Here is a 14,630-nt window from a genome sequence, read left to right on the forward strand (position 1 = left end):
GTCGGGCCCATCTCCGGCCACGCGTTCTTTTGCTGTACGCCTGTTCGCCGGTGGGTCCCGGCGGGCGGCGGGAAGTGGAGCAGTCATGCTGGCCAGCGGTGACGTTTTCGCCGGCTATGTCATCGAGCGGCAACTCGGCCGCGGTGGCATGGGCTCGGTCTATCTGGCGAAACATCCGCGGCTGCCGCGGATGACCGCGCTGAAGCTGCTGAATCGGGAGATGTTCTTCGACAAGGAGGTGCGGGCGCGGTTCGAACGGGAGGCGGATCTGGTCGCCCAGCTCGATCACCCGAACATCGTCACGGTCTACGACCGTGGGCTCGAGGACGAGCAGCTGTGGATTTCGATGCAGTACGTCGACGGCATCGACGCCGCCTCGGTGGAACCGAAGTCGCTGCCGCCCGAGCGCGCGGTGCAGATCATCAAGGAGACCGCCGACGCGCTGGATTACGCCCACGGCAACGGGGTGCTGCACCGCGACGTGAAACCCGCGAACATCCTGCTGGCCCGCTCCACCGCCGGTCGCGGTGAACGGGTGTACCTCACCGACTTCGGCATCGCGCGGCTGCGCGACGACACCGGTCATCTCACCCAGACCGGGACTTTCACGGCGACGCTTGCCTATGCCTCGCCCGAACAGCTCACCGGCGCGTCGCTCGATCACCGTTCCGACCAGTATTCGCTGGCCTGCTCGCTGTTCTGGTTGTTCACCGGCACCGGCCCGTTCTCCGCGACGAACCCCGCCGCGGTCATCCAAGGGCACCTGCAGGGCACGCCGCCCGCGCTGAGCAGCGTCCGGCCGGGCCTGCCCTTCGCGCTGGACGGCGTGCTGGCCAAGGCGATGGCCAAACGACCCGACGACAGGTACGGCAGTTGCGCGGAATTCGCCGCAGCCGCCAAGCAGGCGCTCACCGGTTCCAGCGTGCCGTCCATGCCGGTGGTGGGCGGTCCGCGCCTCACCACCGGTCCACAGCACCCGACGGCGGGTCCGCGCCCGACCACCGGGCCGCAGATCCCCACCACGGGATCGCCGTATCCGGCTGCGCAAGCCCACTACGTCAGCGGCCCCGGCCACCAGGTGCACACCCCGCAGACCAGCGGGCCGAACGCGCTGGCCGCGGCGTCGCCCGTCCCGGTGGTGAACTCCCGGCCGCACACCGGTCCCGCGCCGCAGCCGACGGCCGCCAACCCGTACTCCCAGCAGCATTCCGGATTCTCCACCTTCGCTCCGCCGCACGGCGCACACGCGCATCCCTCGGCCGCACCGCCGCCCAAGAAGAACACCGGCCTGATCATCGGCCTGGTGGTGGGCGTGGTGGTGTTGATCGTGGTGGTGCTCGGCATCATCGGCGCCGTCTCCGATTCCGGCTCGAACAACGCGGGCACGACGACCACGTCGGCGGTGAAGCCGAATCTGGTGGACGCGACCCCGGAGTCGGTCAGCGCGGAATTCCCCCGGATGGTGCCCGCCTCGAAGACCGAGGAGGTCGGATACAACGGCGCCGAGTGCTGGCTGGCCTCGCCGAGCTCGCCGCCGTCACCGTCCAAGGGCGAACCGGACTTCGGTGACTGGGCCGCGCAGTGGCGCTGCTTCAAGGGCGGCAACAACGAGGATCCGTACTACCGCATCTACGTCTACAAGACCCCGGCGGATGTCCAGGCGGTGCTGAAGGGCCTGCCCTCGTCGGCCGCCAAGTCCACCGACACCAACGGCGGAAAGTCCTACACCAACTACAAGTACGTCGACGACGGCGCCAAGATGGTCACCGCGTTCACCGGCGATCCCGATCGGACCCAGTACCTGATGTACACCGACGGCTTCTCCCACACCACCGTCGATGAGCTGCTGCGCTGGTGGCGCTCGGCTCCGCTGAACTGACCGATGCCGCACATCGGCGAGGTGTTCGCGGGGTACACCATCGAACGCCTGCTCGGCCGCGGCGGGATGGGATCGGTGTACCTGGCCAGGCATCAGCGGCTGCCCAGGTTGACCGCGATGAAGTTGTTGAACCCGGACCTGTTCGACGACAACGAGTCCCGCACCCGCTTCGAGCGGGAGGCCGACCTCGTCGCGCGGCTGGATCACCCGAACATCGTCACGGTGTTCGACCGTGGCGTCGAGGGCGACCAGCCGTGGATCTGCATGCGCTACATCGACGGCACCGACGCCGCCGCGCTGGACGCATGGACGCTGCCGCCGCAGCGGGCGGTGCAGATCGTCGCCGAGACGGGCACGGCGCTGGACTTCGCGCACAGCCGCGGCGTGCTGCACCGCGACGTGAAACCGGCGAACATCCTGCTGGAGCGCGTCGACGGCGACCAGGAGCGGGTCTTCCTGTCGGACTTCGGCATCGCCAGGTTCCGGGACGACACCGGTCGGCTCACCCAGACCGGCACGTTCACCGCGACCCTCGCCTACGCCGCGCCGGAGCAATTGTCCGGTGCGCCGCTGGATCACCGCGCCGACCAGTATTCGCTGGCCTGCACGCTGTTCCGGCTGCTGACCGGCACGGTGCCGTTCGACGCCACCAATCCGGTCGCGGTGATCCAGGGGCATCTCGGCGCACCGCCGCCCGCGGTCAGCAGACTGCGGCCGGGGTTGCCGGTGGCGCTGGACGGCGTGCTGGCCAAGGCGATGGCCAAGCACGCGGCCGATCGCTTCGACTCGTGCACCGAATTCGCCGCTGCGGCATGGCAGGCACTCGCGGCGCCGTGGCACCCGCCGAGCGACACGGCCCCGCACGACCCACCGGTCCCCGGAACGGGCGTCAGCCCTCGTCCGGAGCGACGTCCCCGGCGCAAAGCCTCGATCGGCGCCGGGATCGGTCTGCTGATGGCGCTCGGCGTGGTCGGTGTGCTCGTCGCGGCCTCGTTCCGCGACACCGCGTCCGGCTCCGCGGCACCGACCACCACGGTGCCCGCACAGCACACCGACGCCACCACGCCGCCGGCCACCAAGCGTCCGACGAGCAGCGTGTCGGCCACCACGGACCGTGCCACGATCGGAGCCCGCGCGGCCGAGTTGAGCGCCGCGTTCCCCGGCATGCTGCCTGCGACCTCCGCCGAGCGCCTGGTGCACTCCGGGACCGGATACAACAAGGCGGGCTGTTTCGCGCACGCACCGGACGCCGCGACGACACGCGACCACGACGATCCGGATCTCGGCCCCTGGCTGATGATGTGGAGCTGCTTCGGCGGGCCGAACAAGGCGTCTTTCGACTTCTACCTCTACGGTTCTCCCGCCGACGCGCAGGCCGCGCTCGCCGCGTTACCTGCCAACGATCGCACGACCGCCACCAGCGACAGCGGGCACAGCTACACGAATTACACCCTGCACGACAGCCGTGATCTGCGCCCGCGAATGGTCACCGCCTTCCCCACGGACCCGGGCCGGGCGGCCATGCTGATGTACAGCGCCGGATTCATCGCCACCGAGGCCGAGTTCATGAATTGGTGGAGATCCGCGCCGCTGAATTGAGTTTCCCCCAGGGGAGACGCGCCACCTTCGGCGGACTGGACGCCAATCCGGAACTGGCCGAGCTGCTGCGGACCGCGCTGCCGGAACTGCCCGACGACCCCGCGCCCGAGCAGGTGGCCGCGTGGTTCACCACTGCCCTGCGCACCGTCCTGGCCGGTCAATCGAAGACGTAGTGGGCGAACTGGTGGGTCGGGTGGAAGCCGATCGCCCGGTAGATCCGGTTGGCCGTGGCGTTGGCGGTATCGGCGAACAGGCACACGTCCAGGTTCTGGGCTCGCAGCTGCTTCGCGACATGCGCGGTCACCGCGCTGGCGTACCCGTGCCCTCGGGCGTCCGGCGGGGTGTAGACCGGTCCGATCCGTGACCAACCCTGGATCGGTATCTGGTGCGCGGCGAGGCTGACCGGTTCTCCATCGCGCTCCCACAGCCACCAGCGGCCCGCCTCCACACGTCGCCGGATCGCGGTCTCGTCCAGTCCTGGGCCCATTCCGGACTCTTCCCGCATGGCCGCGAGCCAGTCCCGGCACAGCGCGACGTCGGATGCCAGGACGCGGCGCGGCACTCCCGCCACGTCCGGGGTTCGCAACGCGCCCAGCCGGTACAGCCGGGTGAGGTACGACTGGTGAAAGTTCTTCCCCAGCAGTCCACACCAGTGCTGGGCGAAGACGGTCGCGTCCTCCACCACGCCCTCCACGCCCGCGCTCTCCGGGACGACGTCGGCCAGCGCGCGGGCCACCGCGGGAATGCCGTCGGGCGGTAGCGCACCGAGATACACGTCGCGGCCGGCGAAACGCATCGCGGCTCCGATCACCGCGGCATCCGCGTCGTGGACGGAGAGAAACCGCGATGCTTCGCCCGGGGCGTCCAGGCCCGTGACCTGGTTGGCGACGCTCGTGGTGAGCACGGTGTGCCGCAGTGGATCGCGGAGCAGAAACGACCCCGCGACCGAGCGGAACTCGGCGGCGTCGGTGGTGATCTCGATCCTCATACAGATCACGGTAAGCGCCTGAAGTGTTGCGCGCCTTCGTTTCTCACGCCTGGCGGCCGAGCGACCGGCCGGTTTCCGGTCAGTCGGGTTCGCCGCCACCCGCGCGGAGTTTGAGCAGAACCAGTCCCGCGGTGCAGGCGAGAATGAGTCCGGCGACCGTGATTTCGACGTGCAGTCCGGCGATGCCGAGCACCGCACCGACGAGTCCGCCGATGAAGATCAGCCAGGCGAGCGTCCGCGACACGATCGTGGACAGCGAGCGGCCCTGCTGGTTCGACGCGGGATGCTGTGCCGTTGCCGACACGGCATCTTCTGCGGCGCGGGACGAGCCACGCCGCGACGCTGTCGAGTAAGCTCCCATCATCTACTCCTCGATGACGCCGGTCAGAGAACCACAATCACGTTCTCACACAACGTGTCTCTCATCCTTAAACCGGCGTCTCACGCGTAACTTTGCTCACACACGCTACGACTCCGGGACGCCGGAAGATAGCGACACGTGCCCACGACACGCCGAAGAGACCAATTCGATATCTGAATCAGAACTGTTTTAAATGCGCCGCCCGGCGCATCCCCAGCGACCACTCGCCTCGCCGGACCGACCGGCCTCGAGTAAGGTGAGTCCACTCGATACACACCGAGGAGCGTCACCGTTGGAAAGCAGCAGGGCCAAGATCGCCGGTCCGGCGATCGCCGTAGGAGCGGTTTCCATCGGGCTCGTCCTGATCGGCGCCTGCGGCGTCGGCAAGCAGGACACCTACGTGCCGCCCCCGCCGCTCAAGGCGGGCGAGTACGCCGAACCCGTTGTCCACGAGAACACCACCGGCTCGACGACCCCCAAGGTCGTCATCCCGCCGTCGCCCACCTGGCGGATCGCCCCGGCCGACCAGCGGCATCCGACCCCGTTCTCGGGCTTCATGAGCAGCACCACCGCCGAACCGTCCCCGGGAGCTCCGCACGAGGACCCCACGCAGCCGTCGGCCCCCGAGGAGCCGAGGCCGACGGCCGCGCGAGCGCCTGCGAGCGATTCGACGGACGAAGCGCCCACGCAACTGCGGTCCTCGCCGCAGGACGACGAATGACGCGGTGGTGCGCGAAACGCACCACCGCGGCACTCCTTACAGTTCCGGCAGCTCGTAGTCGCCGACCCGGGAGCTGAGCACCCGCAGATGCTCGAGCCCGCTGCCGAGCGTGCGCTCGATCGCGGTCAACCGGGCCACGTAATGGCTCACCGGGTACTCCGCGGTGACGCCGATGCCGCCGTGCATCTGGATCGCCTCCTGCCCGATGTGCCGGGCCGCGCGGCCGACCTGCAGCCGTGCGCGCGACGCGATCACCGGATCGTCGGCTCCGTCCGCCAGCGAGGCGGTGGCGTACAGGCTCATGCTGCGCGCCAGTTCCAGCGAGACGTACATGTTGGCCGCCCGCTGCGTGAGCGTCTGGAACTTCGACAGCGTGACACCGAACTGCTTGCGCTGCTTGAGGTAGTCGGTGGTCAGCCGCAGCGCCTCCTCCATCGCGCCGACCGACTCCGCGCACAGGCTCGCCTGCGCGTAGGTCAGCACCGACTCGATCGCCTCGGCCGCGTCCGCCGCGCCGAGCCGCTCGGCGGGCGCGTCGGTCAGCTCCAGCTGCGCGCCGCGCTGGCCGTCCACCGTGCGGTAGGACTTGCGGACCACACCCGTCGCGCCCGGCGCGACCAGGAACAAACCCACACCGCCCTCGGGCAGTGCGGCACTGACCACCAGCTCGTCCGCGCTGTCGCCGTGCGCGACGGGGTTCTTCACGCCGGTCAGCGTGTAGGAATCGCCCTGCGGCGTCGCCGTGGTCGCCAGTTCGGTCGCCGGCCAGCGCACCCCGGGCTCGGCATGGGCGAAGGCGAGCAGCTTCGCGCCCGAGGCCACCTCGGGCAGGATCCGCTGCCGCTGTTCGGCACTGCCCGCCGCGGCGACCAGACCACCGGGGATAAGCACCGCGTCCAGGATCGGTTCCGGAGCGAGCCTGCGGCCCACCTCCTCGAGCACGACCATGGTCTCCACGGGACCGGCGCCGACGCCGCCGTCCTCCTCGGCGAAGCTCAGGCCGAGCACGCCGAGTTCGGCGAGCTGGCGCCACACGTCGCGGCTCCAGCCCAGTTCGGAGTCGATCACCTTGAGCCGGGATTCGGCGTCGTAGTTGCGGGCCAGCAGGTCACGGACCGTGTCGCGGAGCATGACCTGTTCATCGGTGAGATCGAAATCCATGGTGCAGCCTCACAATCCGAGGATCGTGGAGGCGATGATGGTGCGCTGCACCTCGCTGGAGCCTCCGTAGATGGTTGTCTTGCGGTAATTCAGGTAGGAAGGGCCACTGCGCTGCGCCCAGCCGGGCGAGGCGATGTCGTCCGCGGCCACCGGGATGGCGTCCGGTCCCGCGATGTCCAGCAGCAGCTCGGTGGCGGCCTGCTGAAGCTCCGAACCGCGCAGCTTCAGCACCGAAGAGGCCGGATTCGGCTTGCCGTCGGCGGAGTTGGAGACCACCCGCAGCTGGGTGAGTTCCAGCGCGAGCAGCTCGTTCTCCAGTTCGGCGATCCGCGCCGCGAACATCGGGTCCTCCAGCAGCGTGCCGCTGCCCGACTTGGTCTTGGCGGCGTACTGCTTCGCGACACCGAGCTTGACCTTGGTGCGGCCGACACCGGTGATGCCGGTGCGCTCGTTGCCGAGCAGGAACTTCGCGTAGGTCCAGCCCTTGTTCTCCTCCCCGACCAGCTGGTCGGCGGGCACCCGGACATTCTCGAAGAAGACCTCGTTCACCTCGTAGCCGCCGTCGATCAACTTGATCGGGCGGATGGTGACACCGGGCGACTTCACGTCGAACAGCAGGAAGGAGATACCCGCCTGCTTCTTCGCCGCGCTCGGATCGGTGCGCACCAGGCAGAAGATCCAATCCGCGTACTGGGCCAGCGTGGTCCAGATCTTCTGGCCGTTGACGATGTAGGAATCACCGTCGCGGACCGCGGTGGTGCGCAGCGACGCCAGGTCGGAGCCCGCGTCCGGCTCGGAGAAGCCCTGGCACCACCAGATGTCCAGCGCCGCGGTGGGCGGCAGGAAGCGCTCCTTCAGCTCCTGTGAGCCGAAGTGCGCGATCACCGGGCCGACCATCTGCGCGTTGAACGTCAGCGGCTCGGGCACCGAGGCCAGCTGCATCTCGTCCTGCCAGATGTGGCGCTGCATCGGCGTCCAATCCTTGCCGCCCCACTCCACGGGCCAGTTAGGCACCGCGAGGCCGTGGTCGTTGAGGATCTTGTGCGCGGTGACGATGTCGTCGCGGGTCAGCTCACGGCCGTCCCGGACGCGCTCGCGGATGTCGGCCGGGATCTCGGTCCGATAGAACTTGCGCAGTTCGTCGCGGAAAGCGACGTCGTCTGGGGACAAGGATAGTTTCATACGCATCTCCCTGCGTGTCTCGTACGTCCGAGTCCAACCTACCCCCCGGTAATCCTCCATTGTCGAGTGGATCACAAGAGTGGGTCGCCTGCGTCGTTCGCGGCCGCCGTTTTCCCGCCGCTCCCCGGGACGGCGATAGCCGCGAGCTGGTACGTTGCTGCGGGTGGGTCGGGGGGCCACAGGGTTCGGTATCGAGGAGAACGAGTGAACGGCAGGACCATCGCACGCGCCGCGGCCGCCGCGGCATCCCTCGGCATCGGCGCGGCTCTCACTTTCTCCGCGCCTGCCACCGCCGAGCAGCCCCAGGAGCCGGTGGACACCGGCCTGGCCCATCTGACCGACATCGCAGGCTCCGACCCGTCCGCACGGGAAGGCGTCGACGCGCTCAGGCGGTACGCGGGCTTGATCGACACCGCGCGCCTGCGCGAGGTGTCCAGCGTGTTCACCCCGTTCTCCTACGCCGCGCCCACCTTCGGCTGCGGCAGCAACGGGCCGATCACCACGATCATCGCCGCCGCGACGACCGATGGACCGGGCAACGGCCGGGACCTGAACGTCGAGCCCGGCGAGCTGCGGTTCAGCGCGACTCCGTCGCACTCCGGCGCTCCCTTGGCCTCCGGGCTCGTCGTCGCCTGGGTGAACGTCAACACCGGCGCCAGCGGCATCGACCCGCTCGACGACGTCACCGAGTACCGCCAGCCCACGCTGTCCAAGACGGTCAAGAGCGGGCCCGGCGCGGTGCTCGCCTCGATGTGGGGCATCATCGACTACCCGTTCGCCCACTGTGTGATGACTCCCACCGTGGGGCTCTTCACGGTCCCGGACAACCCGGCTCCGCCGCCGCCTGCGGCCCCGGCTCCCGGCCAGGCCCCGGCTCCCGGTCCGGCCCCGGCTCCCGGACCGGCCCCGAGCGGTTCCGGCGGCGAACCCACCCCGTAAGCGCCCCTACCGAACGGCGGCGAAGAACGCGCGGATGTCGGCGACGTGCGCGTCCGGGCGTTCCATCGCGATGAAGTGATTGCCGGTATTGCCCTCCGGCCAGTGCACGATGGTGTTGTCGCGCTCGGCGAGCCGCCGCATCAGCGCGGAGCCGCCGCCATAGGTGCCGGTCGGCACCGCTTTCTGCCCCTTCGGCCAGACGAACCGGCCGTCGCCGAGGCCGTTGTACATCGGCCAGGACGACGAGGCGGCGGTGGCGGTGAACCAGTACAGGCTGACGTTGGTCAGCAGCTGGTCGCGGCTGATCACGTCCTCCACCCGGTCGGCGAGCGGGGCGAATTCGGTGAACTTCTGCATCAGCCAGGCGAGCAGGCCCACCGGTGAATCGGTCCAGGCGTGGGCGAAGGTCTGCGGGGCGGCGTGCAGCAGGACGTGGTGGTTCACGCCGCCGGTCATCCACTGCTGCATGAGGTCCCACTCGGCGCGTTCGTCCGGCGTCATGGTGGGGACGTCCGCCTCGGTGGGCATCCCGATCCCGCCGTCGATGTGCACGCCGATCACCCGGTCCGGCGCGGCGATGGCGAGTTCGGGTGTGACGTAGGCGCCGAGATCGCCGCCCTGCGCGCCGAAGCGCCGGTAGCCGAGGCGATCCAGCAGGGTCAGCCACATAGCGGCGACTTTTGCCGGTGTCATGCCAGGCTCGCGCGGCCCCTCGGAGAAGCCGAAGCCCGGTACCGAGGGCACCACGACGTGGAACGCCTGCGCGGGATCGAGTCCGTGCGCCCGCGGATCGGCCAGCGGGCCGATGGTTCCCGCGAATTCGGCGAACGAGTTCGGCCAGCCGTGGGTGAGGATCAGCGGCGTCGCGTCCGGCTCCGGCGAGCGAACATGCAGGAAGTGCACATCGAGCCCGTCGATGCGCGTCTTGAACTGCGGGAACTCGTTGAGCGCCGCTTCCTGCGCCCGCCAGTCGAATTCGGTCCGCCAGTACTCGGCCAGCTCGCGCAGGTAGTCGACCGGCACGCCGCGATCCCAGCCCGCGCCGGGCAGCTGGGCGGCCCAGCGCGTGCGAGCGAGCCGGTCGTGCAGGTCGTCCAGGTCGGACTGCGGGATCTCGATGCGGAACGGGCGAATGGCGGTGGTCATCGGTACGCCTCCTCGGCGGGTCGGTGCTTGCGGTACCGGGGTGACGTTAAGCAGCATCTAGGACTGAACAGGTCCTAGATGTGCGGCATCCTCTGATTCGTGAACGACACTCCCGCCCGACTGCTCAGGCTGCTGTCGCTGCTCCAGACGCCACGGGAATGGCCGGGCAGCGAATTGGCCGAACGCCTCGGCGTCACCGACCGAACCGTGCGCCGCGACATCGATCGGCTGCGCGAACTCGGCTATCCGGTGACCGCGACGCTCGGCGCGGCGGGCGGGTACCGCCTGGCGGCGGGTACGGCGCTGCCGCCGCTGCTGGTCGAGGACGACGAGGCCGTCGCCATTGCGGTCGGGTTGCGGGCGGCAGCCGGGTCGGCGGTGGCCGGGATCGAGGAGGCGTCGGTCCGGGCGCTGGCGAAGTTGGAACAGGTGCTGCCCGCGAAGTTGCGGCGCAGGGTGCGGGTTCTCGCCGCCGCCGTGCCTCTGCCCACCGTCGATGGGCCGGTGGCCGACCCCGGCGTGCTCGCCACGCTCGCGGCGACCGTGACCAACCGGGAGCGGGTGCGTTTCGCCTACCGCGACGAGGCGGGCACCGAGACCGGGCGCAATACCGAGCCGGTCGGCCTCGTGCCCGCCCGGCGGCGTTGGTATCTGGTCGGCTACGACCTCGACCGGGCCGACTGGCGCGTCTACCGGGTCGACCGGATCGACCGTCCGCAGCCCACCGCCGCCCGCTTCACGCCGCGTCCGCTACCCGCCGCCGACGCCGCCGCCTATGTCGCGGGCCGCCGCGGCGACTGGGGCACACCGACGTTCCGGCTTCGTCTGACGATCCATACTTCCGCCGACCGGGTCGCTGGACGGCTGGGTGACGGGCCGGACGAGGTCGTCGCGATCGATGCGCGCACTTGCCGGATCGATGCCCGCCGCGACGACGCGCCGGAATGGCTCGCCCATCGGCTCCTCGGGCTGGGCGTCGACTTCGAAGTCCACGAGCCGCCCGAGCTCATCGCCCACCTGCGCGTCATCGCAGGACGCGCCGAGCGTGCGATCAACTCGTATTCCGAAGACGGCGAAGGTCCTCTTACCTGATCCCGTCGACATCCCTTGCCGGTTACGGCACGATCGCGGTGCACGTTCGCCGACCGTAGGTCCAGCTGGGATCCATCCGACCGAGCCTGCCGAAAGTGTCCGTCTGTGGCGGCATGTCCTCGCCTGCGTCGACTTCGTCGAATTCTGTCGGGAAGGCGGCTCGAGATCAGCGGGACAACTGGATTCGTAGCAGAGCACCGGATTCCGTGCCCGCGGTCAATTCGTCCGGACGGCCGGGGACCGCGGCCACCGCGGTGAGCGGTTGACCGTTGAGGACGGCGCAGGTGGCGCCGGTTGCCGGATCGACGCGAATCAGCCGGCCCGTGAGGGTCGTGACGTAGAGGATGCCGCTGGGATCGGCCAGCAGATCGTCGGCGAAGTCCGGAAGACCGGCCAGCTGCGAGGACAGGTCGGCGACGGTGCCGCGGGACGCGGGCGCGTCGAGCGGGATGCGGACGATCCGGCCCAGCGGGCCGCCGTTGGCGGTCACATAGAGCGCGCCATCGTGCACGACTACGCCGTTGGCGGCGGCCGGTCCGGCCGACTGCGCGCCCCACGCGGTGTCGATGGAGGCGTCCGGACGAACCTTGACCACGCCGGACCCGGTCGCCACGTACAGATTCCCGCTCGGATCGAACGCCGCGCCGTTGGGCATGGTGAAGCCGGAGACGAAGACCTCCGGCTTCGGCACGGCTGCGGCCGGATCGAACCGGAGCACGCCGCCGGGACGGACGACGCTGACCGGCGCGTCGCCGTAGACGACATACAGCAGTCCGTCGGGACCGAGCCGGACCGCGCCGGGGAATTCCACCGGAACGGTCGCGGTGAGCGTGCCCGCGGTGTCGTAGCGCTGCACCTCGTTGCGGTAGAGCCGCGAGACCCACAGGTTGCCCTGCGCGTCGTAGCCCAGGTTCTCCGCCCAGTCGAGCAACGGCACCGGCGCCGCGACGGCCGTGACCGCCGCCGCGGGGTCGCAGGCGGCGATCGGCGGCGCGGCGCCGGCTCCCGGCGCGAGCACTCCGGTGACGGCCAGCGCCACGGCGGACACAAGGAAGGCGCCTCGACGGCGGAGGGTTCTCAACGCGGGCACCTCGGGCTCGGGTAGGGATGAGTCGCCGCGGATCCTAGCTGCTTTCCGGCGCGGAATCGTGCGGTCCCACCCGCGACACGATGTTTGGCACTATCGGTGGATGCCATTCTTCGACGGCGCGCGCGGCCGGCTGCACTATCGGCGGTGGCCGATGGAGAACTCGCTGTACACCGTGGTCCTGCTGCCCGGAATCGGCCAGCACAGCGGCCACTACCACCGCTTCGCCCGCGCGTTGCGACCCGCCGGTGAGGTATGGGCGTTGGACACCGCCGGACACGGGTTGAGCGAAGGCGACGCGGAACGTCCTGGCACGCTGGACGAGCTGGTGGCGGACGCGGTGCGACTGGTCGAACTGGCTCGTAGCGACCGGCCGCTGATCCTGATGGGCCATTCGCTCGGCGCGGTGACCGCGCTGGGCATGCTGGGGGCCGCGGTGCCGGAGTCGGCCGGGACCGCAACGAGTTCGGCGGTGCTGGACCGGAATCACCCACTGCGGCCCGCCCTGCCCTCGGACGCGCTGGCGGGCCTCGTACTTTCGGGCGTCCCGAAACGCGCGCTGGGAGGCGGTGCGCCGGGCGCGCCGGGAACGCCCCTGCCGCAGCGTCTTCCGGTGCTGGCGGTGCACGGCGTAGACGACCGGCGCGCGCCGATCGATGCGATCAGGGTCTGGACTAGCCGCCACGAATCGGTAGATTTACGTGAGTACATCGACGCCGGGCACGACCTGCTGCACGAGCCGGTGCACGCGCGGGTCACTGCCGACATCGCGGATTGGCTGCAGGGTGTCGTCGTGGGGTTGGCACGACATCCGTAACCGCACTTCGGACGAGGAAGGGGGACGGCGCAGATGCCATCACAGGAGAACGGGTACGGCGGAGAGCCGCCCGCGGAGGTCACCGCCCCCGGGGTCGACATCGCCGCGCTGAACCGCGCGGTCGACGACGGCTCGCTGTGGATCGACGGCCTCCTGGTCGCCGACGGCGCGCACGAACGGTGCGCACGACAGTACGAATTGCTCGCCGATCGGGTCGAGGAGCAGATCCGCGTCCTGAGCGCCGCCACCGCGCTGCCCGGCTTCGGCGGATTCGCCTCCGGCGACGCGCTGCGCGCGGGATTCGAGCGCAAGGCCGACGGCGCGATCGCGCGACTGAGCGAATACGCCACCGCCGCGCGCGAACTCGCGCAGACCTTCCGCGCCGCGGCCGCCGTCTACCAGCAGGCCGACCAGGCGCTCGCGCAGGCGGTCGAACGCATCGACGTGACGGGAGCCGCGCATGCGTGAGATGCCCCGCGCCGGTGAGCGGGCCACACACCGGCGCACCGACCCCGCCTACGCGCCGAACGTCGAGGTGTTCGACAACCTCACGCACGAGGAGGTCCACGCCAAGGTCCAGTTGCTGAACCCGGCCGTGCTCGCGGGCGGCCAACAGGCATGGAGCGACGCGGCGGCGCACCTCGCCGACGCGGTCTTCCAAGCGCACACCGAGATTCGCGCGGCCATCGCCGACGGCTGGCGCGGCTCCGCGGCCAAGAGCGCGGACGCGGTGGTGCGCGTGTTCGAACAGAGCGGCCAGGATCTGGCCGACGTGTTCGCGGTCGTCTCGCAGCGCCTCGGACGAGCGAGCGACGCGGCGGAGACGCTGCGGGCCGCGGTGACCGAGCCGCCCACCGACGCACCGGATCTGGGTGCGGCGCTGCTCGATCCGTCCCGGGCGACCAGCAATGTCGAGGGGCAGAAGGCGAGCGAGCACGCCCGCCAGGACGTCGTGCGCGCGATGAACGACATCTACGCCGGGGTTTTCGTCCCTACCGGCACCGACGTGCCCGCCTTCCCCGACGAATCGGATCAACCGGCCGCCCCGGCGCCCACCGCCACACCGACGAGCAAGATCGTCGGCACCGACCAGGTCGCGTCGGACGCGCAGCCCACTTCGCTCGGGACGCACGCGCCGAAGCCGATCCACACGGTGGAGCAGAGCGTTTCGGTGACGTCCGCCGATCCCGCGCCCGCCGCGGAGACACCCGCCACTTCCGCCGCCGCTGCCACGCCGACGACCGGTCCCGCGGTCACCAACGAGACACCGGCCCCGACCGCGCCCGGAGTCGCACCCGCCGCGGCGGCGGCGGCGCTCCCGACGGTCGCGGCCGCGTCCGTCCTCCACACCGCGCCCGCCCCCGGATCGCCGGGCCCGGCGACCGCGCCCGCCGCGGCGACGAGCGAGCCCATGACACTGCCTGCCGTGCCCGGCGCAGGCAGCCAGGTTCCGTCCGAGGATCAGCGCAAACGCGATGAGCGGCGCAAGAACGACGACAGCTCCGACGCGGCGGTCACCGGTCTCGGCGCCGGAGCGATGGGCGGTCTGATGGGCGGCGCGGTCGCCGCCGTCGACACCCCGCGCGGGGGGTCGAGCGTGGCCGCGAACGCACGCTTGGCGCCGATCGATGACGAGGACGACGAGTTCGACCTCGACG

The 14,630-nt window shown here is 70.3% G+C and carries 15 protein-coding genes; 9 read left to right on the forward strand and 6 right to left on the reverse strand.

Annotation, left to right across the window (positions count from 1 at the left end):
* Positions 1–85: 85 nt before the first annotated feature.
* From ON21_RS22375 to ON21_RS39650, 3 genes are read left to right on the forward strand one after another with little or no spacing between them, the layout of a single operon-like run.
* Positions 86–1,879, forward strand: a complete 1,794-nt coding sequence (locus ON21_RS22375; protein ID WP_039800430.1) for a serine/threonine-protein kinase — start codon at positions 86–88, stop codon at positions 1,877–1,879.
* Positions 1,880–1,882: 3 nt separating this feature from the next.
* On the forward strand, positions 1,883–3,478 hold the full coding sequence (locus ON21_RS22380; protein ID WP_039800431.1) for a serine/threonine-protein kinase: 1,596 nt from the start codon (positions 1,883–1,885) through the stop codon (positions 3,476–3,478).
* Positions 3,451–3,651, forward strand: coding sequence for a hypothetical protein (locus tag ON21_RS39650; RefSeq protein ID WP_218004129.1), 201 nt, complete (start codon positions 3,451–3,453; stop codon positions 3,649–3,651). Before ON21_RS22380 ends, ON21_RS39650 begins: the two co-directional genes overlap by 28 nt.
* On the opposite strand, the gene ON21_RS22390 is transcribed toward ON21_RS39650, so the two are convergent.
* Positions 3,636–4,466, reverse strand: coding sequence for a GNAT family N-acetyltransferase (locus tag ON21_RS22390; RefSeq protein WP_039800455.1), 831 nt, complete (start codon positions 4,464–4,466; stop codon positions 3,636–3,638). The two genes, ON21_RS39650 and ON21_RS22390, sit on opposite strands and share 16 nt — an antisense overlap.
* Before the next feature lie 79 nt (positions 4,467–4,545).
* A complete protein-coding gene (locus tag ON21_RS22395; protein ID WP_039800434.1) occupies positions 4,546–4,770 on the reverse strand; it encodes a hypothetical protein in 225 nt (74 codons plus the stop codon).
* 349 nt (positions 4,771–5,119) lie between these two features.
* Here ON21_RS22395 and ON21_RS35985 point away from each other — a divergent pair, with 349 nt between their 5' ends.
* Positions 5,120–5,548: a hypothetical protein gene (locus tag ON21_RS35985; RefSeq protein ID WP_051021214.1), complete on the forward strand. Its 429-nt coding sequence runs from the start codon at positions 5,120–5,122 to the stop codon at positions 5,546–5,548.
* Between the two features lie 36 nt (positions 5,549–5,584).
* Here ON21_RS35985 and ON21_RS22405 read toward each other — a convergent pair whose 3' ends face one another.
* Both ON21_RS22405 and ON21_RS22410 read right to left on the reverse strand, forming a co-directional pair.
* Complete coding sequence (locus tag ON21_RS22405; RefSeq protein WP_039800435.1) at positions 5,585–6,709, reverse strand: acyl-CoA dehydrogenase family protein; 1,125 nt, start codon at positions 6,707–6,709, stop codon at positions 5,585–5,587.
* A gap of 9 nt (positions 6,710–6,718) precedes the next feature.
* Positions 6,719–7,891, reverse strand: a complete 1,173-nt coding sequence (locus ON21_RS22410; protein WP_039800436.1) for an acyl-CoA dehydrogenase family protein — start codon at positions 7,889–7,891, stop codon at positions 6,719–6,721.
* Positions 7,892–8,095: 204 nt separating this feature from the next.
* On the opposite strand from ON21_RS22410, the gene ON21_RS22415 reads away from it, so the two are divergent.
* Positions 8,096–8,830: a hypothetical protein gene (locus ON21_RS22415; RefSeq protein WP_039800437.1), complete on the forward strand. Its 735-nt coding sequence runs from the start codon at positions 8,096–8,098 to the stop codon at positions 8,828–8,830.
* A gap of 6 nt (positions 8,831–8,836) precedes the next feature.
* On the opposite strand, the gene ON21_RS22420 is transcribed toward ON21_RS22415, so the two are convergent.
* Entirely contained in the window at positions 8,837–9,976 is a 1,140-nt protein-coding gene (locus ON21_RS22420; RefSeq protein ID WP_039800438.1) for an epoxide hydrolase family protein, read from the reverse strand.
* 99 nt (positions 9,977–10,075) lie between these two features.
* Here ON21_RS22420 and ON21_RS22425 point away from each other — a divergent pair, with 99 nt between their 5' ends.
* The gene (locus ON21_RS22425; RefSeq protein WP_039800439.1) at positions 10,076–11,068 is read left to right on the forward strand and encodes a helix-turn-helix transcriptional regulator; all 993 of its coding nucleotides are present in this window, start codon (positions 10,076–10,078) and stop codon (positions 11,066–11,068) included.
* Positions 11,069–11,234: 166 nt separating this feature from the next.
* On the opposite strand, the gene ON21_RS22430 is transcribed toward ON21_RS22425, so the two are convergent.
* Positions 11,235–12,116 carry an SMP-30/gluconolactonase/LRE family protein gene (locus tag ON21_RS22430; RefSeq protein WP_039800440.1) on the reverse strand — a complete coding sequence of 294 codons (882 nt, stop codon included), beginning with the start codon at positions 12,114–12,116 and terminating at the stop codon, positions 11,235–11,237.
* Positions 12,117–12,258: 142 nt separating this feature from the next.
* Here ON21_RS22430 and ON21_RS22435 point away from each other — a divergent pair, with 142 nt between their 5' ends.
* The 3 genes from ON21_RS22435 to ON21_RS22445 form a co-directional block, all read left to right on the forward strand.
* Positions 12,259–12,972 (forward strand): alpha/beta hydrolase, encoded by a 714-nt coding sequence (locus tag ON21_RS22435; protein WP_039800441.1) that lies wholly within the window; start codon positions 12,259–12,261, stop codon positions 12,970–12,972.
* A gap of 33 nt (positions 12,973–13,005) precedes the next feature.
* Complete coding sequence (locus ON21_RS22440) at positions 13,006–13,440, forward strand: hypothetical protein (protein ID WP_039800442.1); 435 nt, start codon at positions 13,006–13,008, stop codon at positions 13,438–13,440.
* A partial coding sequence (locus ON21_RS22445; RefSeq protein ID WP_157170919.1) for a WXG100 family type VII secretion target occupies positions 13,433–14,630 on the forward strand: 1,198 nt, incomplete at its 3' end. The genes ON21_RS22440 and ON21_RS22445, both read left to right, overlap by 8 nt.

The sequence above is a fragment of the Nocardia araoensis NBRC 100135 genome (assembly GCF_000308435.1).
Classification (GTDB): domain Bacteria; phylum Actinomycetota; class Actinomycetes; order Mycobacteriales; family Mycobacteriaceae; genus Nocardia; species Nocardia araoensis.